This window comes from Pueribacillus theae (assembly GCF_003097615.1).
GTDB classification, from domain to species: Bacteria; Bacillota; Bacilli; order Bacillales; family UBA6769; genus Pueribacillus; species Pueribacillus theae.
This window is the reverse complement of the sequence record NZ_QCZG01000032.1, coordinates 19,279-42,543: the sequence shown is the minus strand read 5'-3', so window position 1 is coordinate 42,543 and position 23,265 is coordinate 19,279. Positions and strand designations below refer to the sequence as shown.

Here is a 23,265-nt window from a genome sequence, read left to right as displayed (position 1 = left end):
ACCATACGCCTAGCGTATGGTTTTCTTTTCACAAAAAAGCTGTTCCATCCCAATCAAGGTGGATGGAACAGCTTATTTATTTCATCGATTCTGGGAAGATCGATAAATCAATGTTAAAAACATTTGGAAGCAGGAAGTAAATCGCAAGTGTAATAACCACTATCGAAAAGATGTTAATCCAAAATCCTGCTTTTGCCATGTCGCCAATTTTTATATAGCCTGAGCCAAAGACAACGGCGTTTGGCGGCGTCGCGACTGGAAGCATGAAGGCACAGGAAGCAGCAATTCCAGCAGCGATCATTAAACTGTATGGATGGACATTTATCGCTAAAGCAAGTGAGGCCATAATCGGATACATCATCGTCGCAGTTGCTGTATTTGAAGTAATTTCTGTCAGGAATATGACAAGCGTCGTAACGATGACAATCACCCACAAGAAGTGTATGCCAGATACAACTGTTAATTGTTTTCCAATCCATTCTGCAAGGCCGGATTGACTGAAGCCCGCAGCGATTGCCAGGCCTCCGCCGAATAAAAGCAAGATACCCCAAGGCAATTCTTTGGCAGTATCCCAATTCATTAAATAGCCGCCCTTTTTATTGACAGATGGAATGATGAATAGAACAACTGCAGCAATTATTGCGATACCCGTATCATTAATCGTTATAAATTTTTCCAAGACAAACGTACGGGAGATCCAGGCTAGTGCTGTCAAGACGAACACAGTAAGCACTGCTTTTTCTTCATATGACATGACGCCGAGTGACTGTTTCTCGCGTTGAATGACTTCTTTTCCTCCGGGGATTTTTTTAAAATTCATAGGGAATGCGATTTTTACTAAATAAACCCATACGAGAATGAGCAGAACGGCGGCTAATGGTGCACCGAAGAGCATCCAGCCTGCAAAGGAAATGGTTACACCATAAAGTTCTTTTGCTACACCTGCGAAAATGGCGTTTGGCGGTGTCCCAATTAACGTTCCCAATCCCCCGATCGAAGCGGAGTAGGCAATGCCAAGCATTAAGGCCTTCCCAAAATTAAAATTCTCTTGACTAACATCAATGCCTTCGCTGGCCAAGCTTTCTTTTACTTGATAAATAATCGCAAGCCCAATCGGAACCATCATCATTGCGGTTGCCGTATTTGAAATCCACATTGATAGAAATCCTGTCGCTACCATAAACCCAAGAATGATTCGTTCTGTACTCGTTCCAATCAATGAAATAATCGTAAGGGCGATTCGTTTATGTAAGTGCCAGCGTTCCATTGCAAGAGCGATAATAAAGCCCCCCATAAATAGGAAAATGGTGTCGTCGCCATAAGAGGAGGTAGTTGTTTTACTATCTAAAGCTCCGGTGATTGGAAAAAGAATGATTGGAAGCAATGATGTTGCAGGAATTGGAATTGCTTCTGTAATCCACCATGTCGCAATCCACAATGTACTTGCAAGAACGGCTTGGGCTTCTTTCGGCATTCCTTCAGGTGAAATGAAAAGAAGTGTGATTAAAAATAAAAGCGGTCCAAGTATAAGTCCGATTAATTGCCGTCTCGTATAGAAATTTGGCGGATCTGAGCCGTCCTTTTGTTTTTCAATTTTTTGCGTTTTCCCCGATTTAAAAGATTGGCCATCACCTGTTACAGCAAAGAGAAGCATGTTTTTAATCGCTTGATGCTGCTTCCACAGGTTTTGCCATACAGCTGCCACTGTATGAGAACCCATTTTTTCTCCTCCTTTTTTAATCTTTGTTTTAAACCGGCCGTTTAATATCTTAACATTGTTTTACCCTCATTTCTATTTTTTACACAAACAATTGAAACCAACCGGAATCGGACGATTGACATTAATAAAACGTTTTCATACGCTTAGAAGAGAAAGAGTATGAAAGGATGTTTACATATGAATATCACTGTTATTGGAGCTGGGGCAGTCGGGGGATATTTCGGCGCACGTTTGCAAGAGGCTGGAGCAAAGGTTACGTTTCTCGTTCGTGAAAAGCGAAAAAAGCAAATTGAAGAAAATGGCTTCAAAGTAATGAGTGTAAAAGGCGACACTATCCTTCATCATGTTTCACTTGAAAGTGACGCATCAAACATCTCATCCAGTGATCTTGTTATAGTGGCTGTGAAAGGCTACCATCTCGATGGTGTCTTGCTTCAACTTGAACAGCTTGTGAGTAAAGGAGCAAAGATTTTGCCGTTATTAAACGGGATGGAGCATTACGAAATCTTGCAACAAAAGTTTGGGCGAAGTGCCGTGGTTGGAGGTTTATGCTTTATCATTACTACTTTGGATGAAAACGGCTATATTATTCATACGAGCAACCAGCATGACATCGTTTTCGGCCCGCTTGAGAAAGAGCAAAAAGAAGTGTGTGACAAAGCAAACACTTTGATGGAAAAAGCGAATATGAATGTGACATACACAGAAGATATTCTTAAACAAATTTGGAATAAATATGCTTTTATTACAGCGTATTCAGGGGTGACCACAGCAACCCGGCTTGAGATCGGCGCGATACGTGAAGTACCGGAAACACTGGCGTTATACCGTGAGACAGCAGAAGAGATGCAGAAGCTGGCTGCGGCCTACGGAATTGATTTAGGTTCTAAATTTAGCGAAGACACGGTAGAAAAAGCATTTCATTTACCTGAAAATGCAACATCTTCGATGCATCAGGATTTTAGAAAAGGGTTGCCGCTTGAAGTAGAGAGCTTGCAAGGTGGAGCCTTGAGGCTTGCGAAAGAAAAGGGTGTTGATCTTCCTGTCGTTCGAACGTTATACCGATTAATTAAACCGTATGAGAAGCAATAGCGATTGTTACTAATCCCTCTTGGCGGGTGCTATTTCAATGAAAGGATGAGGTGAAATGAAAGTAACTGTTATTGGAGAATGGGGCGGATTTCCGAAAGTGAATGGAGCAAGTTCAGGATATTTATTTCAGGCGGATGGGTTTAATTTACTCATTGATTGCGGAAGTGCGGTTCTTTCCAAACTGCAGCAGTATATACAAGTTGAAGAACTGGACGCTGTCATCATTTCTCACTATCATCACGATCATGTGGCGGATATCGGACCGCTGCAACATGGGAGGCTCGTGAAACGCTATATGGGAGTTGAACAGCCCGTTTTGCCAATATACGGCCACCAGCTTGATGAATTGGAATTCGGCCGTTTAACACATGAGCCTGATACGGTAGGTGTTCCTTATCATCCGGCTGAATCGCTTCAAATTGGCCCTTTTACGATTTCGTTTTTACAGACAAAGCATCCGGTTCCTTGTTTTGCGATGAGAATAACGGATCAAAGAAGTACCGTCGTCTATACAGCGGATTCCGCTTTTAAAGAAGAATTTATCCCATTTTCTAAACAAGCTGATCTTCTTGTATGTGAATCGAACTTTTATGCCGGCATGAATGGCTCCGATGCCGGGCATATGACAAGTACAGAAGCTGCAACAATCGCGAAAGAAGCAAAGGTTGGCACATTGCTTCTCACACATCTCCCTCATTTTGGGAATCTTTCAGATCTTGTTCGACAAGCGAAGGGCGTTTTCAAAGGAAATGTTGAGCTTGCTAAAGAAGGGTGGACGTGGGAGGGGTAGAATGGAAATTTCCGTCCCTTCCTCCTCACATCCAGTCACCAATTGAAAAAACTGGAATATGAATACATAGATCAACTCTGTTTACATTTCAATCCATCCATCTATCACATTTTATTAAGATGGGGGAGGATAGCATGAGCTGGAAAAACTTTTATCCGTTCGATAACATGGATGAATTTAAAAAGATTACTCAAAACATGGAAGGTTTTTCTTCCATTGATGAATATATTAAACATATTTTTTCCCAGACGATGCCCCCCTCTATGTTTCCCGATTTATTTGAAGAGAAAGAGAAAAAAAATCCAAATAAACAGAAGAAAGAAGAAATTGAGAAGAAGAAATTAGAGTACCAAATCTTTGATCTCCATGACTTTGTCATCGTCAGAATTCCAATTAACCGTAAAATAAACGTTTCAGAATTAAAAATTTATCATACATCCTCACTTCTTACGGTTAAAGGAATCCCAAACAAAAAAGATAAACATGAAATCCCCCTGCCGGCGCTAGTAAAACATAAGAAAACGAGGACGAAATTTAAAAATCGAATATTGGAAATCACGATGCCGAAAGTACAAGATAATCGATATACGGAAATAAATTTTTAGAAAAAAATAAAAAGTATGGCGAATGATAGCATGTAAGCCTTTTCTACTCTGCAATTCTAGTATTTTCGGCTTAGCGATGATTGACTTTTTTGTAGAATAATGTTAGGATAACTTCAGTATTTTCATGCGTTAAAGCATTTTTGCGACTATGAAACAAAGAAAAATTGATTGGGGATTAGAAGATGAGGAGAAAGTGGACAAAAATCGTTGGGGCTTCCTTCCTTAGCCTGGCTTTGTTAGCCGCATGCGGAACATCTGACAAAGAAAAGGAAGAGGGCAGCGCGGGCGGAAAAGATAAAGAGAAATCCGCTGAAACGGTGACAGTGGGGATTTCCCAATACGTGACACATCGTTCATTAGATGCTGCGACAAAAGGATTTAAAGCGGCTCTTGAGGAAAGCGATCTTGATGTGAAATTTAACGATCAAAATGCACAAGGCGATCCGAACAATGCGGCAAGCATCGCGCAAAATTTAGTAGGGGATAAAGTGGATCTTATTTTTGCGAATGCTACACCGAGTGCGATAGCTGCATTAAATGAAACAAAAGATATTCCTATTGTTTTTACATCTGTAACGGATCCTGTTGGGTCTAAATTAGTAGAATCAATGGAAAAGCCTGGCGGTAATGTTACAGGAACTAGCGATACTCATCCAGACGCGATTCCAAACACTGTAAAGTTTATTGATGAGCAGATGGATGCTAAGACAATTGGCTTAATCTTTAATGCTGGTGAACAAAATTCTCAAGTTCAAATTGATGCTGTGAAAGAGGCTGTTAAGGGAACAGATCTTAAAACAGTGGAAGCAACTGTGTCGACATCTGCGGAAGTAAAACAAGCTGCGGAATCTTTAATTGGACGAGCTGATGTTTTCTATGTAATTACTGATAATACCGTAGTATCCGCAATAGAAACAGTGGTTCAAGTTGCAAGCGATAACGACATTCCACTATTCGTTGGTGAGCACGATTCTGTCGAAGCCGGTGGTTTTGCGGCATATGGCACATCTTATTATGATTTAGGATACCAAACAGGAAAAATGGCAATCCAAATTTTGAAAGGTGAAAAAACACCTGATCAAATTCCTGCTGAATATCCATCTGGAGATTTAGATCTTCTCATTAACAAAAAAGCAGCGGAAGATATGGGTGTTAAGCTAAAACCTGAATGGGATGACATCGCAGAATACCTTAAATAATGAACAGCAGGGATAGACTGAAACCTGTCAGTCTATCCTTCCTTTTTTGATGGAAGCACTGGCGTTTAACGAGCGTATGGCTTGGATGGATTGCTTCCTTGGTGCAAGGCAGCGAAGAAGGAGAACCAAGTAGTTGCCGTGTTGTTGAAAAAGAGGCTGGAAAACCATTTGTTTCAGCTCCTTTTTGAGCAACATCATACACTTTTTTAACCCTAAAAGGGAGGATCTTTTATGTTGACAGCCTTATTCGGTTCGTTGGAATCGGGAATTATATATGCTCTAATGGCACTTGGTGTTTATTTATCATTCCGTATTTTAGATTTTCCAGACTTAACGGTAGATGGAAGTTTTGTTACAGGGGCGGCTGTGGCGGCTTCAATGCTTATAAATGGTATACATCCAGTTATTGCGACGCTTTCAGCGATTGTTGCCGGTTTTCTTGCTGGCTGTATAACAGGTATACTGCATACGAAAGGGAAAATTAATCCGCTTTTGTCAGGGATTTTAATGATGATTGCCTTGTACTCCATCAACTTAAGGATTATGGGGCGTGCGAACGTACCGCTTTTGAATGAAGAAACCTTTTTTACACAACTTCGCTCATTTTGGGAAAGTTCGGCAATTGGCAGTGTGATCCCCGTTTTCTGGGCGGCTTTAATTGTGATGGCGATGATTACACTTATTATAAAGTTTTTAGTGGACGCGTTTTTAAAAACGGAAATTGGCCTTGCGATTCGTGCAACTGGTGATAATAAACGGATGATTCGCAGTTTATCTGCCAACACTGATCGGCTCACGATTCTTGGCCTCGGCTTATCCAATGCCCTCGTTGCATTAAGCGGCGCTTTCGTTGCGCAGTACAGTGGCTTCTCCGACATTGGTGCTGGTGTTGGAATGATTGTCATAGGACTCGCTTCTGTCATTATCGGGGAAGCCCTTTTTGGCACAAAAACCATTGTTAGAACGACGTTTGCCGTCATAGGCGGAGCCATTATTTACCGAATTGTTGTTGCCCTTGCACTTAGGGTGGAGTTTCTTGAAACGGGCGATATGAAATTAATTACAGCGGTGATTGTTATTTTCGCGCTTGTCATGCCAAAAATTATTGAAAACATGAAAGAGAAGAAACGGCGGAAACAGCGCCAAATTAGCCAATTTGAGAGCGTTCAGGAAGATGGTGAGCGTCTTGCTTAATTTGAAAAGGATTCATAAAGTTTTTAATGAAGGAACTGTCGATGAAAAAATTGCACTTCAAGAAATTAATCTTGAACTAAAGCCTGGCGATTTTGTAACAATTATTGGCAGCAACGGCGCAGGAAAATCAACGTTAATGAACATGATTTCCGGTGTGCTCATTCCCGATTTTGGAAATGTCATTATCGATAATAAAGACGTGACAACATTGCCTGAATTTAAACGTTCCAAGCTCATTGGGCGAGTATTCCAGGATCCGATGGCAGGGACGGCGCCGACGATGACGATTGAAGAAAATTTGGCGCTTGCCTATTCACGAAACAAAAAAAGAACCCTTCATATCGGTGTGACGAAAAAGAAAAAAGAACATTTTCGCGACTTTTTAGCAACGCTTCATTTGGGGCTTGAAGATCGCCTAAATGCCAAAGTCGGCTTGTTGTCAGGCGGTGAACGCCAAGCACTATCGCTTCTTATGGCGACATTTACCGATCCGAAAATCTTATTGCTTGATGAACATACGGCAGCACTTGATCCGTCAAGGGCTGAACTCATAACGAATTTAACGAAAGAAATTGTTGAGAAATCCAAATTGACGACACTGATGGTTACGCACAATATGCAGCAAGCATTAGATCTCGGCAACCGGCTCATTATGATGGATAAAGGCCAAATCATTCTTGATGTTGGAGAAGAAGAGAAGAAAAACTTAACAATTGAAGCACTTTTACAGGAATTTCAGCGCATTCGTGGAACGCAAATGGCAAACGATCGTGCGATTCTTGGTTAAATTCCTACAAGACAGCGGAGAAAAACTCCTGCTGTTTTTTTGTTCTAAAAAAGGACAAGAAGACTAAACTATATGGTAGAGACGTCAACTTCATTTGGAGGAGAAATGTGAAGAAAAAAGCAAAGCTGTTTTGCCTTTTTATAGGCGGGTATCTTTTGTATGGACTCATTATGTTTTATTATTTGTACGTTGGCTCGGACAATACGATTCCAACTTCTTTTGAAGGAACAGCGGCAGATCCAAAATTATTTATGACGAAGGAAGAGCAAATTTTAAGTACAGATTTTTCTCGTTTGAAAAACTTACTTTTCTTCCTCTCCATCCCGGTAGATTGGATGATTTATTTGTTTGTTCTTATTTTTGGAATCTCCGTTTATTTTAATCGGCTAAGTAAAGAGGTGACACGCTTTTTCTTTCTTCAATCCGCATTGTACGTGTTTCTGCTTTCACTTGTCAGCTCGGTGATTTCATTTCCGCTTAGCTATATTAGCCGAAAGGTTTCTCTCGAATACGGAATTACTTCGCAATCATTCACGGGCTGGATGCGAGATTACACGATTAGTTTCTGGGTTAGCTTTATCATGACGGCATTAACGGTTTGGGTTATCTACATATTTATGCGGAGAAATGAAAAGCGCTGGTGGTTTCACGTTTGGCTCATTTCAATTCCATTTACTGTTTTTCTTATGTTTATTCAGCCTGTCGTCATTGATCCGCTTTACAATGATTTCTATTCTTTGAAAGACAAAGAACTTGAAACAAAGATTTTGGAATTGGCTGATCGGGCAGACATTCCTGCCGAGCATGTATATGAAGTGAATATGTCTGAAAAAACGAATGCTTTAAATGCATATGTTACAGGGATTGGTTCAAATTTACGAATTGTGTTATGGGATACAACGTTAAACAAGCTTGAAGATGAAGAAACGCTTTTTGTTATGGCGCATGAAATTGGGCATTATGTGAAGCACCATCTTTATTTGAATGTCATCGGTTCCATCGTATTAACTTTTTTCGGGCTGTACTTTGGTTCAAAGCTTTTTCATTTTATGCTGAATCGGTACGGTGAACGGTTATCCATTCGGCGCCATAATGAATTGGCATCACTGCCCGTTTTGCTGCTTATTTTCTCTTTGCTTTCTTTTGCAGCGAGCCCTATAACAAATGCGGTGTCCCGTTATCATGAGCATGAGGCTGATGTTTATGCGATTGAAATGACACAAGATAAGGAAGCGGCAATCCACGCGTTTCAGAAACTGACGGCAACAGGATTAAGTGAAGTAAATCCGCCACTGCTCGTAAAATGGCTACGGTATGGACATCCGACAATGCTTGAGCGCCTTGTCTTTTTGGAAACCTATGAATAGAATGACAGCAACTCGCATAAATTCTGAGATTAGGGTATACTATATATAAGTACAATTAAGGGGGAGAAAAACTTGGTTTTTTCTCGAAGGCAACAGGAACCTATTCCCGAAATCGAAACTGAAGTCTGGTCTTGCGTGAATCATGATTGCACTGGTTGGATGCGCAACTCTTTTTCTTTTCTAGATAACCCAACTTGTCCGTTATGCCAATCGGAAATGAAACAAGAAGTTCGGATATTGCCTGAATTAAAATAAAAAGCAGCGGTTAGGCTGCTTTTTATTTTTGTTCCTGTAAATGCTTAATCCATTCTTCGTTTTCCGTTTGTCCATAGAAACCGATGAATGTGCTTGTATATCTTACAAAAGCAATAAGTGAAACGATTTCCGCCACCTCATTTTTTGAGGCTGCATTTTTTACTTCCTTAACAATTTCTCGATCAACTTGCATAGGGTTTGTAGCCAATGATTTTGCCAATTTTGCATATAAAATCTGTTTTTCATTCATTCTTTCCGGGTAGTTTTCATTGACTAACCCTTCAAGTTCTTCTCTTGACCAGCCCATACGTTTTAGAATCATATAATGGGCTTCAATTAATCGTTCGGAACCGACCGCTTTGCCTACGACGGCAGCACAGATCCGTTTGTCTTCGTCTGTTGCCGCATTCGTAAAGAACGTTGGAGCTGAAAGAGACCATACACGAGAAACAACCCCGGCATCTGCCATCGCTATATATGTATCAGGAACCCCTCCGTAATACTCTTTAATTCGATCTAGCGTTTTCTGCGTTCTTTCGTCATACATATTGACGTCCTCCCAATAAACATAATTTTAACAATATTATACCATTTATATCTTTTCAAAACGAAGAGGTTTTCCAATTTTATTAACGAATAGGATGTTGCTGATATCGCAACCTATGTAACGTGTACATGTTAACGTACACATCATTAAAATTGCTGGAGGGACTTCTGATGAAATTAGCTGCCCATGAACTTCAGGATCTGCATGAATTAACAATGAGCTGTGTGAATTCAATTACAAATATGGCTTGCTTTATGAATCACGTGAAGGATGCCGAACTTAAATCAATCATTGAGATGCATTTTCCTCTTCATATTCAAGATTACAACATGAAGGTGGAATATATTAGCAATGTGGAAGGCGCATCGGAAACATTGCAAGTGCCTCCCTTGAATACGGCACTTTCTTCATTTACTGAATCTCCTGCAATGATTCAGCCTGTCATGCCAAGAACTTCGCTGCAGCAATTTAATGATCGTGAGATAGCAACAGCCTATTTGCTCACATTAAAGCGCGCCGGCCGTGAATATGCTTGGGCCGCAATGGAAATGAGCCATCCTGAAATCCGCTCGTTTTTGGAAAGTGCTTTCCAAATGTGTTCGCACCATGCGTACGATGTGTGGCAATGGATGGTGAAAAAAGGCTACTATCCGCTTGAAGCCGCACCAGATGCTACCATCAATGCATTTTCCCAAATGTATCAAACGGTTCAGCAGCCAGCCCTTCAAATGCAATAAGTAATAAAACTTCCATCAGTGGGATGACTGATGGAAGTTTTCCTAATACTTTTTTCGTAAATATTACCTTGCTTTAATATTCGTCATTGCTTTATTATCTTGGTCATTAATGGTACCGTCAATATAATCCTGATCATGTTGAATGTTCATATTCCCTGAAATGATATTTTGATGCGACAATATATCCCCAATGCCTTCATTTACTTTAAAATGAGAATCAAGTCCGGTTACATCGATATCCCCAACAAATACACCCGATGCATTTTGCATTGTGTTCGTGTTGATATCATCAAAGGTCAATGAAAAATTTTCTGCATCATGAGGCATTGAAATTGCTGTATCTTGATCGTTAATTACTGTATCAATCAAATCTTTATCTTCGATAATATTAATATTATTTACAACATATTCTTTATGGCCATGTATTGTAAAAATGTAGTTTTCTTTTTCATGAGAACTCCAATTACCTGTTTGGTTTGTACCAACAAAAATGGCACTTGCATTGACAAGCGTGTTTGCTTTTATTTGTTGAAATTGTATGGTTTGTTTCAATAAAAAAGCCCCCCAATTTACATTCACCTCACGGCTTATAGAAGTGGGATACTTCTGCCGATAAAGTTAAATATTAGCATTCAACGAAGCTTTATTGTCTATGTCATTCATGATGCCGTCAATTAAATCAACATCATTTTGCCAATTGAGATTAGCCGGAAAAACATTAAAAAATCCGAAATTCGGCCCAAATGCATAATTTTGTTTCTGGTGTGAATCCCAACCTGTCATAGCTACTTCACCTACAAGAACGCCACCATTATTCTGCGGCGAACCGCCAACATTCACCATATTAAACGTTAAAACCATCGCCATTCCCATTACCTCCTCAATACAAATAGTCTATGCGCCTATTTTTTTGGTGTGAAAACACACAAATCAATTAAGAAATGAATAGCCTAAGAAAAAAAGGATAGGTGAAATGACAACAAAGGAACAATCAGCATATAAGATTTCTTTTCATACCATTCAAGTGAATTCGATTACAAACGCTTCTGGCATTTTCGTCGGAAATAATACGCAAATGAATTGGAGTTCGCATAATAAAGAAAATATTGGTTTTGGGACAGTTGATGGGAATCAAAATCGTTTAAAGGGCAATCATAACATCGTCATTGATCCGGATGTTATCGATCACCCTGTCCACAGGTAAAAAAGCAAGTATGATAAGAAAAATGCGTAACGATCTAACGTAAAATAGACGTCCAGTTAATTTTTTTGGACGTCTATTTGTGTTAAACGATTATCTTTCCTTTTCGGAATACTTATTTCCAAAATATTATCTTTAAAGATTGCTTTGGTTCCCTTATGGTGTACGATAGCCGGCAACGGTATGACCTTTTTACCGTTTTTGTCAGGCAAGCCTTCTATAGTTAATTGATTTGATGTGTGGTAAATTTTTAAATCATTCACATCGATATGTGGTTCAATTTCTATTCGAACAATCACAAAATAATGCAGCTCAAATACTTGATAATCCCTTCTTTGCTTATAATTATTTTCCTTATGATCATTTCCGTCATTTTTCTCCGATTCATTAAATAAGTTAGGTAGAAGAGAGGAAGGCATGGATTGGGACAGAACTTGTTTAATGTAGTCTTCGATTGAAGAGAAATCATTCATATTAGGAGTGTCTTTGTTAAAAGGGTTGAAATCTTTCCAGTTATTCATATTTTTCCTCCTTCTTCTTCACAATCTCGTCCGAAAAAATCTAAGCGGGGTGCTATAAATGGAACGGATCACGTTTAAGGATTTAATCATCAGAGAAATTAAAAACTCTTCCGGTGTATTTTCAGGAGACAATTTCCATTACGGTTGGAAAGCTGTAAAAAAGATAAATGAAGGCCTAGGCTCTATAACTGGGGATAAAAACAAGTTATGCCAGAATCATCACACTGTTATAAACGATGAGACGAAACAAGACTAGCCCACAAAAAATAGAACCTATTTATCCATATTCTCAGCACAGAAGATGGTGACAAAAATGTGGTTCTTTAGGGGAACAAAAACCAAGAAAGACATCGATCAACGAATCGAAAAATTAGAAAAATTAATTGAGGAATTGTCTGAAAAAACGTTCGAATACCATATTAATATTGAAAAGTTGGATATTCATAACCCGAAATTAGATGAACTGACATTTCAATTAGATACGATCGATGTTGAGGAATTAAGTGGTGCGTTGAATGTAGGGAATAACTTTGGCATCCAAGTTCACCAGAAGGATAAAAACAAAGCGCTGAAAAGCAAACATAAAAGCGAGCTTGCTGGCAGCAATGATCAAAAAACGGGGGAAACTGCAAGGTCTGACGAGTTTACAATGAATCAAAATCGCTCCGGGTTTCATATTAAATTAAATAGAAAGTAGGAGGGGATTGCTTGACATCTTTATCGCCTACCTTTTTCATTGGTAATATTCGAATTGGAACGGTTGAAGGAGCATCTTGCGTCAATTTAGGAAATAATTTACCATCAAATTTTAATAATTATAAGAAACAAAACCAAGGATTTGGTTCGATACATGGCAACGGCAATGATATTCAAGGCATTCGCTCTTTATTAACTTCATCACCTATCCTTGAATTGCTGAGCGATTCTAATTTAGATGATGTTCCAGATTGGGCAAGAGAAGCCATTCTCTCAAAAATTGGTAATCAAGAATAAAGATTACTTCCATCATAGAGAGTTGATGGAAGTTTTCTTCTTTCGACACAATTAGATAAGCCTAATATGTTAAAATGACGTTGAAAGAGGGAGGGTTTGCCGTGAAATTAAAATCATGGATGGCTATAGGCATTCTTGTTGTCTTAGGTGGTTTCTTTATGTACGGACAATTTTTTGAAAAAGCAGATACGATTCCAGACAATGAGGCGCAGCTCGATGAAAATCAAGCTCCGACAACTGAAAATTTTTACGAGGAATCTGGACTAAAGATAGGCGAAATGGCTCCTGATTTTACATTGAATGATATGCAAGGCAACCCTGTGTCATTATCGGATTTCCGAGGAAAAAAAGTCATTTTGAATTTTTGGGGTTCCTTTTGTGGCCCTTGCCGTGAAGAAATGCCAGCGATGCAAAAATTTTATGAAACGTATAAAGAAAAAGATGTTGAGGTTGTGGCAGTTAATTTAACGTATTTCGAGCGTAAAAGGGAAGAAGTAGATCAGTTTGTGGAGGAATTCGGTTTAACCTTCCCGATCCCGCTTGATGAAAAAGGAAAACAAAAAGAAGTTTATAAAATCATTCCTATCCCTACAAGTTATTTTCTTGATGAGAAGGGCATCGTTCAGCAGGTCCACTTTGGCCCAATGACATATGAATTTATGGAGGAAACCATTAAAAATATGTAAAAGAGGTGTTCAAAAAGTCCGGAGGCTTACAGGAGGTAAGTCAGTTCGATATTATCACAGGACGTGATGCCTTTAGTCGAACTTCCTTAATAGGCTACGAATCTCTTCGTCAGCTTGCTCTTCCGCTACTCACTTAATTGAAAGGAGTTATGCACATGCGTCTNGATATTATCACAGGACGTGATGCCTTTAGTCGAACTTCCTTAATAGGCTACGAATCTCTTCGTCAGCTTGCTCTTCCGCTACTCACTTAATTGAAAGGAGTTATGCACATGCGTCTTACAAGCATTGCTCCGAAGCATGCTTCCTCGGTGCAACTCGCAGCGGATCATAGACGTATCGCTCGTCGCTTCGTTCCTTGGAAAAGAAAAACACTTTTCCTTCGTGCGATGCGGATGCTCACGTAGCGACCAGCTTTGTGCTCAGAGCTTCGCTTCCTCGATCTTCTTGCCTCTCGTTGTCCTCCTTTTTGAACACGCACTAAAAAAAACCCCTTAAATGCGGGGGAACATTTAAGGGTTTTGGAAAAGGGTTAACTCTATAAAAATGTAAAAAGGGGGATTTAATTACATTATTCCCACCTCAAAGAATCTTAAACCTTTTTATGAAAAATTTAGGAGTTTTTTATGAAAAAATATATTTTTTTCCTTTTTGCCTGTTTCTTGCTTCTATTTTCAGTAGGCTGCCAACAAAAATCTGAAGAAAAAATGAAAGAAATCCCGATTGTCCATGAAAACTTAACGCTTGAACAATTGGAAAAACAAGCAACGATTCCATACAAACTTCCGAAAAAGCTTCCATTTGAGCCTGTCGAGATTTTTGCGGAACGCAATGATTATAAAGATTTATATGAAAAAGAGGAACAGGTTGAAGAGATTTATATTCATTACATAAAAACAAACCGTGATGAGAGATATTTAGATGTGACCGTTTCAAATTTGGAAGAAACCCCTCCGCAAGGGGAGAGTGTGCCGCTTTCAAATGGAAGGGAGGCCACTTATGTAGAGGATGACGTCGGACAACTCTTGTTTTGGAACGAAGGTGAACTTCATTACCGCTTGATTTATTACACAAGCGATAAAGTGAACGAAGGGCAGGAACCTTTACAAGTTGAACAGTTTACAGAGATCGCGAATTCATTTCGATAAGCCTATGATGGGGCGATTTTGCCTGGAGAGAATCTTTTTTTCGATAGAAAAACCCGCTTCTCGGAAGGTAAATCGACCCGCAGGAATTTCAGCATGACTACCCTTCTTCAGTCTGAAAACTGAGGAAGGAGCTAATAATCCATTTGATTTCTAAGCAATCTTAGTATTTCTGTACTCCACAGAACTGGGATTGCTTAATTTTTTCCCCTTATAAAATCTGGACGAACAAACAAGGTGTACGCCTGTTCAAACTGCAAATGTTGTACATATGTTGTGGTTAAGTCAATTAATTAAGGGGGAAAACATCATTGTTTAGTTTAACGGGAGAGGAAATCACCCATTTTCTATTGGCGATGGCAGGTTTGCTGGCTGTAGCACATATCTTAGGATACATCGCTGAACGTCTCTTTATTCCTCGAGTTATTGGTGAAGTTGCAGCGGGTATAGTTCTCGGCCCTACGTTGTTAGGCTATTTTTTTCCGGAGGCATTTGAATGGCTGTTTTTAGGATTTGACACCGAAGGCAAGTTGTTTGGGCTTGTCTACCAAATCGGGCTGCTCATGCTGATGTTTACAGCAGGCTTGAAATTCCAGGCAAAATTTGAAAGAGAGGATGTAAAAATTACAACGGCCCTCGTTATTGGTTCAACGGTTCCGGCTTTTATCGTTGGCTGGTTGGCAACCTATATGTTTCAAATTACTCCTTATCTGGGCACAGCTAATAACTTAACATCGCTTAAACTCGTTATTGCGGTTTCCATCGCCATTACATCCATCCCGGTCATTTCAAAAATTATGTTTGACTTAGGGATTATCCATTCACGTTTTGCAAAAACGGTGATTTCCGTTGCGGGAATTCACGACATTTTTTTATGGACAGCGATTGGTGTGGCAACAGCACTTGCCGCGCAAGGAGGAGAGGCAGTTTCGACAGGATTTGTATTGAAAAGCATCTTTACAACGGTCGCGTTCATTATTGGTGCCTTACTTATTACCACTTTCTTATTTAAGCGATTAACAGTGATAAAGCAAAATTTATTTTTCCGCTCGTCCAATTTAGGCTATTTCCTGTTTATTATGTTTCTATTAGCCGTTATTGCAGGAAAGCTGAATGTAGAAACAATTTTTGGGGCGCTGCTTGCGGGAATCGCTGTAAAAGTTGGGTTGCCGAAGGAACTATCAGATCGAGTTGAGCGAGGGGTTAACAATATTTCATTTTCTTGGTTTATCCCTGTCTATTTCGCAATCGTAGGTTTACAGCTTGATCTCGTTAATCACTTTAACCCTTGGTTTTTCCTTAAATATTTATTGTTTGCGACCATTGTCCAAACGATTGCGGTTTATATTTCCGCTCGTTTCGTTAAATTGGATCGGTTATCGAGCTTCAATCTTGCAACGGCGATCAATGACAGAGGTGGCCCTGGGATCGTACTTGCGTCTGTAGCGTATGGCGCAGGGATTATTAACCAAGAGTTTTTTGCGGTGATTGTGCTATTAGCACTCATTACATCGTGGATTCCAGGAACTTGGCTGCGGATTGTTGTAAACAAGGGTTGGAGATTAATGCCAGGGGATGAAAACTTAGAGATTCAAAAGGTTAGTCAGGATGATTTTGTTGTGAAACAAAACGGAAATGGCTCCTCATAAATCAAAACTTTTTAGTACCGAACGGCGTTTTCTAAATTCTTGATCCATTTTCTCAAAACAGAGTTGCTTGATATCTCATACTCCAGGGAATACTGGCCAGATTCATTATCGTGCATCGCAGCCAGTTTCAATTCCTTGGAGTACCTTTACCTGTCTACTTAAAGGGAATTTTCCTTGCTTTCTTCTTTTTCAATTAATTTCACAACATTATCTTTCGGATCCCAACAGGTAAAGACATACGTTGTTTTTGTTTCATAGCCGAGCCGGGAACAGAAGTAGCGCATCCCTTCTCTTTCTTTTCTAGCCTCAAAATGTTTGCACGTCGCGCAGCAATGGAAACGGTTTTGCTTCACATTCACTCCTCCTCGACAGTTTCCTGCTTATTCGTCTTGATTCGTCAAAATGAGCGGACCGTCTTTTGTGATTGCAACAGTATGTTCAAATTGTGCAGAAGCCTTGCCGTCAACCGTTCTTGCCGTCCAGCCGTTTGAATCCATCTGGCTGAAATAAGTGCCAAGATTAAGCATCGGTTCGATCGTAATGACCATTCCTTCTTTTAAGCGCATTCCTTTTCCGGGTTTACCAAAGTGAGGGACAAGCGGTTCCTCGTGGATTGTCGGTCCAATCCCATGCCCCGTAAAGTCGCGTACGACAGATAGGCCTTTCGCTTCAGCAAACACTTGAATGGCATGGCCGATGTCGCCGATTCGATTGCCGACGACGGCTTTTTCAATCCCGATATAAAGGGCTTCTTTTGTAACTTCCATTAAATATTTTTTTTCGTTGGAGATGTTGCCAACAGCATAAGTCCAAGCTGAATCCGCAAGACCTCCATTAAGATTGACAACCATATCAATGGTCACAATATCACCATTCTCTAAAGGCTCTTTGCGTGGAAATCCGTGGCATATTTCATCATTGACAGATGCACATGTCGCAAATTGATAACCTCTATAGCCTTTTTGTTCTGGCGTCGCCCCGTTTTTTCTTATGAAGTCTTCAGCGAATCGATCCAGTTCCTCTGTAGATATGCCCGGTTTTATCATTTTCGCGAGTGCTTTATGGCAGTCCGTAAGAATTTTTCCGGCTTCTTTCATTTTTTCTATTTCTCTATACGATTTGAATTGAATCATGATGCGCTCCTTTAAAGGTTGTTTCAAAATTTTATATTCTCCATAACAGTATGTAGCAAACATTTTCCTTGTGCAAGTGGGAAACATCAAAACATGCCTGACCTATCAAGGAGTCCCTTCATACAATGACAACGGAGGGATCGTTATGGAAAAAAATCAATGGGCCATTCCATCGTTAGAAACCGATAGGTTATTGCTTCGACAGCTCTCTTCAAATGATATTGACGATATTTTTTTTCTTTTTTCCGACCCACAGGTCATGAAGTTTGAAGGTGAAATCACAATGACTGATCGAAAACAGGCAGAGCAGTATGTAGCCATGTTTGGAAATCCATTCTGGTATGTGGCACAGCAATCCGTCGTTTGGGCTTTTGTTGAAAAGGAAACGAACAGGGTCATTGGAACAGGTGGATTGAGACATTGGAATGGCGGCTCAAGGGCGGAGGTCGGTCTTGATGTTGTGCAAGATTGCTGGAGTAAAGGGTATGGCAGCGAAGCACTTCATGCAATGATCGCTTTTGCTTTTCAAACGTTAAAGCTTCACGAAGTTTACGCTTATATTCATACAAAGAACAAAGCTGCTGTGCAATTGGTTAAACGGGCTGGATTTGAATATCGCGGCAGCGTCGAAAATTATCCGTTGGCTAATCAATATGTGCAAGCACTCTTTTTTATTAAGAAAAAATTTCCATAAAAGTAATCTGGAATAAAAACAGAAGGGAGAGGGATGATATTCATGAAAAAAAAGAAAAGGAGTTGAACTTATTGAAGCCCATTCTAAAATTGACAGTACTATTTGCCATGGCTTTATCTCTAATCTTACCAGGAGTGGCATTTGCGGAAAAGGCAAACGAGCCAACATGGGATGATGACGTGTATGAAAAGAAATGCATGGAAAAAGCCAATTTAACGGATGAACAAAAGCAAAGACTCAGCGAGCTCCATGACAAATTGTATAGCGACAAAGCGGAACTTATTGAAGCAATGGAAGAGTACGAAATGATCACGAAAGAGCAAAAGGAAAGACATCTAAAAATAATGAAAAAACACGTTGAAAGAGTGAAGGAAAATCCGAAATATATGTGTGATGACGATCATTGGGAAGACGATGATCAATACGAAAATGAAGATTGGGATTGATGGTCCGAAAACACGTTTACCAATTGGGTGAACGTGTTTATTAAATTTGTTCTTTCGCAAATTTAGACCAATCCGGCCGCTGCCTTCCGGCCTCCTAAGGAAGAAGTGACAGCGTTTTTCTTATTTTCGGTACAAAGCAGATGATCGCCGCCTCCTTTCCATTCTTATATGCATACATGTATATAAGAATCAAAGGCAAAGGAAGGGGTTTTATGAAGAATTTTAAGGCGGGATTCTTTTTGTATGCCGGCGCACTTATTCTATGTCTTATTGTCTTTTTTTATTTTTTTATATCGAATGCTGATGACTCCACATGGAGGTTGAGCGTCGCAAGTCCGATCCAATACAGCGAAACGATCAATGTACAAGATGAAGAAGTAACCATTTTTGGCTCGCAGAAAAACGTGGGGGAAGAAAATGCGATCGAATATACATTGATAAAGGCAAACCGATTCGGCTTTAAGCAATCTTATGAGACATTCATTGTTAAAGGGGACCAGCCTTTTTTTGAGCATACGTTTACAAACATACCGAATGGATCCGATTACCAAATCAAAATTTACAATTATAGCCGTTGCTTTTGTGAAGGAGAATTATTCTACCTAGAAAATGGACGGGCACCCAATAAATGATATCAGTTTTCATGAAAGAATCAGCAGGCTCCGGAAACAATAAGCAAAAAGAATTTACTTAAGGAGCAAACAAGTATGAAAAAGTGGATAAGCATTTGGACAGCCATTGGGCTATTTTTTTTGATTTTGCCGTTATCTTCCTTTGCGGAGTCGATGCAGTGGGATATTAATGATGATGTGGATGAAATGGATTGTACGAAAGAGATGGATTTTTCACCTGAAACGAAAAAGAAATTAGATGAAATTTATCAACGTATTTACATGGGATATGTTGATTTAATTGAATTGTATTATTGGAAGGGTGCATTAACAGAACATCAAAAAAATACCCGTAACGACATGTTAAAAAATTACATTCTCACATTCGGAAAAGAAAATTACCGGTGGTGCAGTGAACATGAAAATGATGAATGGGAAGAAGAGTGGTACAACAGTGACGAAGGTGAACAATTAGGCGAATGACTACATAGGATAAGGAAAGTTCATCTAACACTTCCAAAGGAGGAGAACATGAATTATCAGGTCATTAACCATGAATTGGCAGTCGGAATGATTCGAATTATCGCTGTTGCCAGTTCTTCCATTGTATTGATTGGAGATACGGAAACGATCTCGTTGTCCTCTGTCTTTGATACGCCTCCAGAGTCCTATATTGTAGGGCCGCAGGTTTCGTTGGTTAACAGGTAATAACGATGCAAGGGCGAGATGATGAAACCACGTATTTCTAAAGTAGGAGCAGTAAAAGTGAATGCAATGCGTGAAGCTGCCATTTTCCATATTGGCGATTCAGTCGGTTATAATCCAAGATCAAACGGATTTGCATTGGATCGCTTAAACCCGACGTTCACCGAACCTGAAAACATCTTTTCAAATTCAATATACCGCATGCCCATACCAAAACCATATATTACTGAAAATGTTCTTATGAACAAACAGGATCTATCACCTTCTATCCGGGTTGGTGGGATCAGAATCATTGCCATCGGAAACGCTTCTGTATTTCAAATTGGTTCAACAAAATATATTGATACGGAATCAAGAATAAAACATGTGCGGTTATTTGATTAATTGCGGAGAACAAAACTCGGCCCTCAGCCATAAAATATGTTATAAGCAGTAATTAGCAGAGCAAAGGGTGTTAAACATGCCTTCAATTGTTGGACCGATTAAAATTGTTGAGGTTGCAGGAAGTGCAGTCGTTAATTTCGGTGACTCATTCTACAATTCGCCAAAAAACACGTCAAAAACGTTTGCCGGCTCGGGCGCGTTCAATACAGGTGACTTTATTAGCACGGCAAGCGGGGCAAGTGCCACGAACACAAATGATCCGGATGTCATAGATACAACAACGGCCGGAACGACATAAAGCATAGAATAGTACTTTTTAGTAAAGGGTGTTTTGAATGCCTTCGATTGTTGGACCAATTAAGATTGTAACGGTGACGGGAAGCGGAATCGTCAATTTTGGCGATACCTTTTACAATTCGCCAAAAAATACGGCAAAAACGTTTGCCGGCTCAGGCGCCTTTAATACAGGTGATTTTATTCGAACGGCAAGCGGAGCAAGTACAACGAATACGAATGATGCCGATGTAATTGATACATCAACGGCAGGGACCACATAATAGGAAGTTGAAGATCAGAAGACAGAGGGTATAAATTAGACTTTCTATCTTTATTAAAACTCGGCAAAAACTGCCGAGTTTTTTTATCTGTTTTCAGACCCCTGACCTCCGGAAAAGCATGTCTCATTGCTTGGCAGCATAGAATGGTTGTATTGAAAGAATTGGCGGAGGATCTGAGATGCAGTCCATCATTCAATTGACTCTTTTAATTCTTATTAATGATATCGATAATGTTTTAATTTTTGCTGCTTTGCTTAGAAAACATTGTTATGATGATTATCCAAAAGCCATGTTTCTCGTAAAATCAATGGCTATTGTCCTTTTAACGGTAACCAGATCATTCAGTGTCGCTGCCGTACAATTTTTAACTTCATTGCCTGGTTTCCACCTTATAACAGGGGTGGTTGTCCTATGGATTGGCATTAGAATGGCATTGGCAGCCGGGGGCATTGAGGGCAGGCATCCATTTTCTACAGGGAAAGGGCATCCTCCAACTCCACTATATCAAATGATTTTCATTATTTTGCTAACTGACTTTGCCATTTCAATTGATACGGTTATTCTGGCAGCCGGGCTAGCGGAAAATCTTTTTCAGGCGGTGGTTAGTTTATCTTTGAGCCTTTTTATCATCTTTTCATTGCTTTCCGCACTCTCAAGAATTGTACATACCGTTTTTTGGCTGCAAATTATTGCAGGTGGTATCCTGGCACAGGTAAGCGTGCTTACAATGGCAAAAGAGCCGAGTATTTTACATGGCCTTGATCGTTTACAGCATTATTTTAGGGATGTAAATACGGAGAACATCACACATATGCTCGCAATTGACGCTGCTATCATCGTTGTTTTATTAGGGGTTATTCGTTTAATTAAAACGAAACAATTTTAAAGGAAATGAACGTAAGGGCTTTTTTCTTCATACTATAAAGCGAGATTTCATCAGTGGGGTTTTCTTCCTCCCCACTAATGGCGGCGTAATAAAAATAAATCTATATAGAAAAGGTGGTTTGAGAGGTGCCAGCAATCGTTGGAGCGGTAAAAATTAATTTTCTGCTTGAATCAGCCATGTTTCAAGTGGGAGATTATGTTTGGAGCTCGCCGAAAAGTGAAGCGGCTATTTTTTCAGGGCCTGGTTCATTTAACGTAAGAAATGGGCTGCGAACCATCAATAGAAGGAGCAGGATGAACTTTTATAGTTCTCCGTTGCATAGGGAAGAATCAGTGCTGGTTGGTTTAAAACCAATCCGTTAACGAAATGAAGCGAGTTCAAAACAATGAAGTATAAATCAAAAAAGAAGATGAATACCCGTCCCTTCGTGCATATGCTAGTAAGGGGGAGGTTGATGAAATGTACCCGCTTTATGACGCATTTGAACTTTTTAGGCAAATTCAGAAGCAACTGGATAAAATGCAGCATTCTTTAACAGATTTTAATCAGCGTTTAACAATACTTGAGGATGAAATTACCTTGCTTCGGAATGAAAAAAAAACGTATATTGATAAAATTGAATATAAATTTGATCAGTTAAAAGTTGAACGGTTGGAAGGCACACTAAACATTGGCCTGTCTCCACAGGATCCCGAAGCAATTGGGCAATATTTAGTCGGGGATCAATATAGTGGCGATGAAGGTGATATTGACTTCCCTATCCAAACCGATCCTGGCATGTATGATCGGGTTCAACAGCAAATCCATAGCTATTTAAATAACGGAGCCATGGATGATATAAAGGAAGCGGAGGAGAAATACGAATATCCGCTTGATGAACCTTATCGAAAGTTTATTATTGACGACATAAGACGCCAGGTTGACAAAAGAATTACGACATACATCAACCAATTGGAACGGGTTGATGAAGAGGAACCGGAAAAGGAAAAGAAAATCATTGAAAAAGTACGAAAAGATATTTATACAGCGATTGAAGAATTTATTGGAAACTTGCCAAAAAAAGAAGATTAAACAGGTGGGGATTGCAGCATGAATTTGTTTGTCAATCAAAAAATCATTATCCATGAGTTGCGGGTACAAGGCATTACGAACTCATCCGTCCTGCAAATCGGAAGTTCAGGCGTCATTAAGCCGCTCTCAAACTTATATAATACCGGCGCGTTTAGTGAACCGGCAATTCAATTGTCGACTGTCACCCCAGACGTTGAAGTTCTGTTGCCTCCTCCCTCCTAAGCGTCAAAATGCCCTTTTGGGTTTTTTATTTATTTTCATCATTTTTGTTTACCGTTTATAATAGAAAT

The 23,265-nt window shown here is 39.7% G+C and carries 36 protein-coding genes; 29 read left to right on the top strand and 7 right to left on the bottom strand.

Annotation, left to right across the window (positions count from 1 at the left end; genetic code table 11):
- Nucleotides 1–76: 76 nt before the first annotated feature.
- Nucleotides 77–1,720, bottom strand: a complete 1,644-nt coding sequence (locus DCC39_RS13965; RefSeq protein WP_116555514.1) for an SLC13 family permease — start codon at nt 1,718–1,720, stop codon at nt 77–79.
- Between the two features lie 177 nt (nt 1,721–1,897).
- Here DCC39_RS13965 and DCC39_RS13960 point away from each other — a divergent pair, with 177 nt between their 5' ends.
- The 8 genes from DCC39_RS13960 (at nt 1,898) to DCC39_RS13925 (ending at nt 9,009) form a co-directional block, all read left to right on the top strand.
- Nucleotides 1,898–2,812: a ketopantoate reductase family protein gene (locus tag DCC39_RS13960; protein ID WP_116555513.1), complete on the top strand. Its 915-nt coding sequence runs from the start codon at nt 1,898–1,900 to the stop codon at nt 2,810–2,812.
- A gap of 55 nt (nt 2,813–2,867) precedes the next feature.
- Nucleotides 2,868–3,602 (top strand): MBL fold metallo-hydrolase, encoded by a 735-nt coding sequence (locus tag DCC39_RS13955; protein WP_116555512.1) that lies wholly within the window; start codon nt 2,868–2,870, stop codon nt 3,600–3,602.
- Between the two features lie 134 nt (nt 3,603–3,736).
- The gene (locus DCC39_RS13950; protein WP_116555511.1) at nt 3,737–4,207 is read left to right on the top strand and encodes an Hsp20/alpha crystallin family protein; all 471 of its coding nucleotides are present in this window, start codon (nt 3,737–3,739) and stop codon (nt 4,205–4,207) included.
- Between the two features lie 182 nt (nt 4,208–4,389).
- Complete coding sequence (locus DCC39_RS13945) at nt 4,390–5,406, top strand: ABC transporter substrate-binding protein (protein WP_116555510.1); 1,017 nt, start codon at nt 4,390–4,392, stop codon at nt 5,404–5,406.
- A 231-nt stretch (nt 5,407–5,637) separates the two neighbouring features.
- Nucleotides 5,638–6,600 carry an ABC transporter permease gene (locus tag DCC39_RS13940; RefSeq protein ID WP_116555509.1) on the top strand — a complete coding sequence of 321 codons (963 nt, stop codon included), beginning with the start codon at nt 5,638–5,640 and terminating at the stop codon, nt 6,598–6,600.
- Nucleotides 6,593–7,387, top strand: coding sequence for an ABC transporter ATP-binding protein (locus DCC39_RS13935; protein ID WP_116555508.1), 795 nt, complete (start codon nt 6,593–6,595; stop codon nt 7,385–7,387). The genes DCC39_RS13940 and DCC39_RS13935 overlap by 8 nt, the downstream gene beginning before the upstream one ends.
- Nucleotides 7,388–7,557: 170 nt before the next feature.
- Nucleotides 7,558–8,754, top strand: coding sequence for a M48 family metallopeptidase (locus tag DCC39_RS13930; RefSeq protein ID WP_116555518.1), 1,197 nt, complete (start codon nt 7,558–7,560; stop codon nt 8,752–8,754).
- Nucleotides 8,755–8,826: 72 nt separating this feature from the next.
- The gene (locus DCC39_RS13925) at nt 8,827–9,009 is read left to right on the top strand and encodes a cold-shock protein (protein ID WP_116555507.1); all 183 of its coding nucleotides are present in this window, start codon (nt 8,827–8,829) and stop codon (nt 9,007–9,009) included.
- A gap of 22 nt (nt 9,010–9,031) precedes the next feature.
- Here the strand turns inward: DCC39_RS13925 and DCC39_RS13920 are convergent, their stop codons facing one another.
- Nucleotides 9,032–9,556, bottom strand: a complete 525-nt coding sequence (locus DCC39_RS13920) for a carboxymuconolactone decarboxylase family protein (protein ID WP_116555506.1) — start codon at nt 9,554–9,556, stop codon at nt 9,032–9,034.
- A 170-nt stretch (nt 9,557–9,726) separates the two neighbouring features.
- Between DCC39_RS13920 and DCC39_RS13915 the strand changes: the two genes are divergently transcribed.
- Nucleotides 9,727–10,293 carry a spore coat protein gene (locus DCC39_RS13915; RefSeq protein ID WP_116555505.1) on the top strand — a complete coding sequence of 189 codons (567 nt, stop codon included), beginning with the start codon at nt 9,727–9,729 and terminating at the stop codon, nt 10,291–10,293.
- 63 nt (nt 10,294–10,356) lie between these two features.
- Here DCC39_RS13915 and DCC39_RS13910 read toward each other — a convergent pair whose 3' ends face one another.
- Together DCC39_RS13910 and DCC39_RS13905 are read right to left on the bottom strand one after the other, a co-directional pair.
- Nucleotides 10,357–10,845 carry a hypothetical protein gene (locus DCC39_RS13910; RefSeq protein WP_116555504.1) on the bottom strand — a complete coding sequence of 163 codons (489 nt, stop codon included), beginning with the start codon at nt 10,843–10,845 and terminating at the stop codon, nt 10,357–10,359.
- Between the two features lie 66 nt (nt 10,846–10,911).
- Nucleotides 10,912–11,160 (bottom strand): hypothetical protein, encoded by a 249-nt coding sequence (locus DCC39_RS13905; protein ID WP_116555503.1) that lies wholly within the window; start codon nt 11,158–11,160, stop codon nt 10,912–10,914.
- A gap of 106 nt (nt 11,161–11,266) precedes the next feature.
- Here DCC39_RS13905 and DCC39_RS13900 point away from each other — a divergent pair, with 106 nt between their 5' ends.
- A complete protein-coding gene (locus DCC39_RS13900) occupies nt 11,267–11,497 on the top strand; it encodes a hypothetical protein (RefSeq protein ID WP_116555502.1) in 231 nt (76 codons plus the stop codon).
- Between the two features lie 56 nt (nt 11,498–11,553).
- On the opposite strand, the gene DCC39_RS13895 is transcribed toward DCC39_RS13900, so the two are convergent.
- Nucleotides 11,554–12,015: an Hsp20/alpha crystallin family protein gene (locus DCC39_RS13895; protein ID WP_116555501.1), complete on the bottom strand. Its 462-nt coding sequence runs from the start codon at nt 12,013–12,015 to the stop codon at nt 11,554–11,556.
- A gap of 58 nt (nt 12,016–12,073) precedes the next feature.
- On the opposite strand from DCC39_RS13895, the gene DCC39_RS13890 reads away from it, so the two are divergent.
- The 7 genes from DCC39_RS13890 to DCC39_RS13865 all read left to right on the top strand — a co-directional run bounded on the left by DCC39_RS13890 (nt 12,074) and on the right by DCC39_RS13865 (nt 16,488).
- Nucleotides 12,074–12,271 (top strand): hypothetical protein, encoded by a 198-nt coding sequence (locus DCC39_RS13890; RefSeq protein ID WP_116555500.1) that lies wholly within the window; start codon nt 12,074–12,076, stop codon nt 12,269–12,271.
- Nucleotides 12,272–12,328: 57 nt separating this feature from the next.
- Nucleotides 12,329–12,712: a hypothetical protein gene (locus DCC39_RS13885; protein WP_205948516.1), complete on the top strand. Its 384-nt coding sequence runs from the start codon at nt 12,329–12,331 to the stop codon at nt 12,710–12,712.
- An 11-nt stretch (nt 12,713–12,723) separates the two neighbouring features.
- The gene (locus DCC39_RS13880; RefSeq protein ID WP_116555499.1) at nt 12,724–13,008 is read left to right on the top strand and encodes a hypothetical protein; all 285 of its coding nucleotides are present in this window, start codon (nt 12,724–12,726) and stop codon (nt 13,006–13,008) included.
- A 101-nt stretch (nt 13,009–13,109) separates the two neighbouring features.
- On the top strand, nt 13,110–13,694 hold the full coding sequence (locus DCC39_RS13875) for a redoxin domain-containing protein (protein WP_165820883.1): 585 nt from the start codon (nt 13,110–13,112) through the stop codon (nt 13,692–13,694).
- Between the two features lie 272 nt (nt 13,695–13,966).
- The gene (locus DCC39_RS19675; protein WP_276309924.1) at nt 13,967–14,101 is read left to right on the top strand and encodes a hypothetical protein; all 135 of its coding nucleotides are present in this window, start codon (nt 13,967–13,969) and stop codon (nt 14,099–14,101) included.
- 219 nt (nt 14,102–14,320) lie between these two features.
- On the top strand, nt 14,321–14,842 hold the full coding sequence (locus DCC39_RS13870; RefSeq protein WP_116555497.1) for a hypothetical protein: 522 nt from the start codon (nt 14,321–14,323) through the stop codon (nt 14,840–14,842).
- Between the two features lie 308 nt (nt 14,843–15,150).
- Nucleotides 15,151–16,488: a cation:proton antiporter gene (locus tag DCC39_RS13865; protein WP_116555496.1), complete on the top strand. Its 1,338-nt coding sequence runs from the start codon at nt 15,151–15,153 to the stop codon at nt 16,486–16,488.
- 158 nt (nt 16,489–16,646) lie between these two features.
- On the opposite strand, the gene DCC39_RS13860 is transcribed toward DCC39_RS13865, so the two are convergent.
- Nucleotides 16,647–16,841, bottom strand: a complete 195-nt coding sequence (locus DCC39_RS13860) for a hypothetical protein (RefSeq protein WP_116555495.1) — start codon at nt 16,839–16,841, stop codon at nt 16,647–16,649.
- A gap of 27 nt (nt 16,842–16,868) precedes the next feature.
- Nucleotides 16,869–17,621 (bottom strand): type I methionyl aminopeptidase, encoded by a 753-nt coding sequence (map, locus tag DCC39_RS13855; protein ID WP_116555517.1) that lies wholly within the window; start codon nt 17,619–17,621, stop codon nt 16,869–16,871.
- A gap of 145 nt (nt 17,622–17,766) precedes the next feature.
- On the opposite strand from map, the gene DCC39_RS13850 reads away from it, so the two are divergent.
- The 12 genes from DCC39_RS13850 to DCC39_RS13795 all read left to right on the top strand — a co-directional run bounded on the left by DCC39_RS13850 (nt 17,767) and on the right by DCC39_RS13795 (nt 23,197).
- Complete coding sequence (locus DCC39_RS13850; protein WP_116555494.1) at nt 17,767–18,315, top strand: GNAT family N-acetyltransferase; 549 nt, start codon at nt 17,767–17,769, stop codon at nt 18,313–18,315.
- Nucleotides 18,316–18,386: 71 nt separating this feature from the next.
- Nucleotides 18,387–18,761 (top strand): hypothetical protein, encoded by a 375-nt coding sequence (locus DCC39_RS13845; protein ID WP_116555493.1) that lies wholly within the window; start codon nt 18,387–18,389, stop codon nt 18,759–18,761.
- Nucleotides 18,762–18,973: 212 nt separating this feature from the next.
- Complete coding sequence (locus tag DCC39_RS13840; RefSeq protein ID WP_116555492.1) at nt 18,974–19,393, top strand: hypothetical protein; 420 nt, start codon at nt 18,974–18,976, stop codon at nt 19,391–19,393.
- A gap of 75 nt (nt 19,394–19,468) precedes the next feature.
- Complete coding sequence (locus DCC39_RS13835; RefSeq protein WP_116555491.1) at nt 19,469–19,855, top strand: DUF2680 domain-containing protein; 387 nt, start codon at nt 19,469–19,471, stop codon at nt 19,853–19,855.
- A gap of 48 nt (nt 19,856–19,903) precedes the next feature.
- A complete protein-coding gene (locus DCC39_RS13830; RefSeq protein WP_116555490.1) occupies nt 19,904–20,080 on the top strand; it encodes a spore gernimation protein GerPD in 177 nt (58 codons plus the stop codon).
- A gap of 21 nt (nt 20,081–20,101) precedes the next feature.
- Entirely contained in the window at nt 20,102–20,461 is a 360-nt protein-coding gene (locus DCC39_RS13825; protein WP_165820882.1) for a spore germination protein GerPE, read from the top strand.
- 76 nt (nt 20,462–20,537) lie between these two features.
- Nucleotides 20,538–20,759, top strand: a complete 222-nt coding sequence (locus DCC39_RS13820; protein ID WP_116555488.1) for a spore germination protein — start codon at nt 20,538–20,540, stop codon at nt 20,757–20,759.
- A 37-nt stretch (nt 20,760–20,796) separates the two neighbouring features.
- Entirely contained in the window at nt 20,797–21,018 is a 222-nt protein-coding gene (locus DCC39_RS13815; RefSeq protein WP_116555487.1) for a spore germination protein, read from the top strand.
- 178 nt (nt 21,019–21,196) lie between these two features.
- Nucleotides 21,197–21,904: a TerC family protein gene (locus DCC39_RS13810; RefSeq protein ID WP_116555486.1), complete on the top strand. Its 708-nt coding sequence runs from the start codon at nt 21,197–21,199 to the stop codon at nt 21,902–21,904.
- Between the two features lie 125 nt (nt 21,905–22,029).
- Entirely contained in the window at nt 22,030–22,266 is a 237-nt protein-coding gene (locus DCC39_RS13805; RefSeq protein ID WP_116555485.1) for a spore germination protein, read from the top strand.
- A gap of 97 nt (nt 22,267–22,363) precedes the next feature.
- On the top strand, nt 22,364–22,975 hold the full coding sequence (gene gerPC, locus DCC39_RS13800; protein WP_116555484.1) for a spore germination protein GerPC: 612 nt from the start codon (nt 22,364–22,366) through the stop codon (nt 22,973–22,975).
- Between the two features lie 18 nt (nt 22,976–22,993).
- The gene (locus tag DCC39_RS13795; protein ID WP_116555483.1) at nt 22,994–23,197 is read left to right on the top strand and encodes a spore germination protein GerPB; all 204 of its coding nucleotides are present in this window, start codon (nt 22,994–22,996) and stop codon (nt 23,195–23,197) included.
- Nucleotides 23,198–23,265 lie beyond the last annotated feature (68 nt).

What these genes read in the sequence shown, in the direction of transcription:
- DCC39_RS13965 (WP_116555514.1), bottom strand. Translation starts at nt 1,720, where the DNA reads ATGGGTTCTCATACAGTGGCAGCTGTATGGCAAAACCTGTGGAAGCAG.
- DCC39_RS13825 (WP_165820882.1), top strand. Translation starts at nt 20,102, where the DNA reads ATGAAACCACGTATTTCTAAAGTAGGAGCAGTAAAAGTGAATGCAATG.
- DCC39_RS13885 (WP_205948516.1), top strand. Translation starts at nt 12,329, where the DNA reads ATGTGGTTCTTTAGGGGAACAAAAACCAAGAAAGACATCGATCAACGA.
- DCC39_RS13895 (WP_116555501.1), bottom strand. Translation starts at nt 12,015, where the DNA reads ATGAATAACTGGAAAGATTTCAACCCTTTTAACAAAGACACTCCTAAT.
- DCC39_RS13915 (WP_116555505.1), top strand. Translation starts at nt 9,727, where the DNA reads ATGAAATTAGCTGCCCATGAACTTCAGGATCTGCATGAATTAACAATG.
- DCC39_RS13945 (WP_116555510.1), top strand. Translation starts at nt 4,390, where the DNA reads ATGAGGAGAAAGTGGACAAAAATCGTTGGGGCTTCCTTCCTTAGCCTG.
- DCC39_RS13890 (WP_116555500.1), top strand. Translation starts at nt 12,074, where the DNA reads ATGGAACGGATCACGTTTAAGGATTTAATCATCAGAGAAATTAAAAAC.
- DCC39_RS13955 (WP_116555512.1), top strand. Translation starts at nt 2,868, where the DNA reads ATGAAAGTAACTGTTATTGGAGAATGGGGCGGATTTCCGAAAGTGAAT.
- gerPC (WP_116555484.1), top strand. Translation starts at nt 22,364, where the DNA reads ATGTACCCGCTTTATGACGCATTTGAACTTTTTAGGCAAATTCAGAAG.
- DCC39_RS13820 (WP_116555488.1), top strand. Translation starts at nt 20,538, where the DNA reads ATGCCTTCAATTGTTGGACCGATTAAAATTGTTGAGGTTGCAGGAAGT.
- DCC39_RS13835 (WP_116555491.1), top strand. Translation starts at nt 19,469, where the DNA reads ATGAAAAAGTGGATAAGCATTTGGACAGCCATTGGGCTATTTTTTTTG.
- DCC39_RS13900 (WP_116555502.1), top strand. Translation starts at nt 11,267, where the DNA reads ATGACAACAAAGGAACAATCAGCATATAAGATTTCTTTTCATACCATT.
- DCC39_RS13840 (WP_116555492.1), top strand. Translation starts at nt 18,974, where the DNA reads ATGAAGAATTTTAAGGCGGGATTCTTTTTGTATGCCGGCGCACTTATT.
- DCC39_RS13870 (WP_116555497.1), top strand. Translation starts at nt 14,321, where the DNA reads ATGAAAAAATATATTTTTTTCCTTTTTGCCTGTTTCTTGCTTCTATTT.
- DCC39_RS13920 (WP_116555506.1), bottom strand. Translation starts at nt 9,556, where the DNA reads ATGTATGACGAAAGAACGCAGAAAACGCTAGATCGAATTAAAGAGTAT.
- DCC39_RS13960 (WP_116555513.1), top strand. Translation starts at nt 1,898, where the DNA reads ATGAATATCACTGTTATTGGAGCTGGGGCAGTCGGGGGATATTTCGGC.
- DCC39_RS13810 (WP_116555486.1), top strand. Translation starts at nt 21,197, where the DNA reads ATGCAGTCCATCATTCAATTGACTCTTTTAATTCTTATTAATGATATC.
- DCC39_RS13930 (WP_116555518.1), top strand. Translation starts at nt 7,558, where the DNA reads ATGTTTTATTATTTGTACGTTGGCTCGGACAATACGATTCCAACTTCT.
- DCC39_RS13905 (WP_116555503.1), bottom strand. Translation starts at nt 11,160, where the DNA reads ATGGCGATGGTTTTAACGTTTAATATGGTGAATGTTGGCGGTTCGCCG.
- DCC39_RS19675 (WP_276309924.1), top strand. Translation starts at nt 13,967, where the DNA reads ATGCGTCTTACAAGCATTGCTCCGAAGCATGCTTCCTCGGTGCAACTC.
- DCC39_RS13795 (WP_116555483.1), top strand. Translation starts at nt 22,994, where the DNA reads ATGAATTTGTTTGTCAATCAAAAAATCATTATCCATGAGTTGCGGGTA.
- DCC39_RS13815 (WP_116555487.1), top strand. Translation starts at nt 20,797, where the DNA reads ATGCCTTCGATTGTTGGACCAATTAAGATTGTAACGGTGACGGGAAGC.
- DCC39_RS13830 (WP_116555490.1), top strand. Translation starts at nt 19,904, where the DNA reads ATGAATTATCAGGTCATTAACCATGAATTGGCAGTCGGAATGATTCGA.
- map (WP_116555517.1), bottom strand. Translation starts at nt 17,621, where the DNA reads ATGATTCAATTCAAATCGTATAGAGAAATAGAAAAAATGAAAGAAGCC.
- DCC39_RS13940 (WP_116555509.1), top strand. Translation starts at nt 5,638, where the DNA reads ATGTTGACAGCCTTATTCGGTTCGTTGGAATCGGGAATTATATATGCT.
- DCC39_RS13950 (WP_116555511.1), top strand. Translation starts at nt 3,737, where the DNA reads ATGAGCTGGAAAAACTTTTATCCGTTCGATAACATGGATGAATTTAAA.
- DCC39_RS13850 (WP_116555494.1), top strand. Translation starts at nt 17,767, where the DNA reads ATGGAAAAAAATCAATGGGCCATTCCATCGTTAGAAACCGATAGGTTA.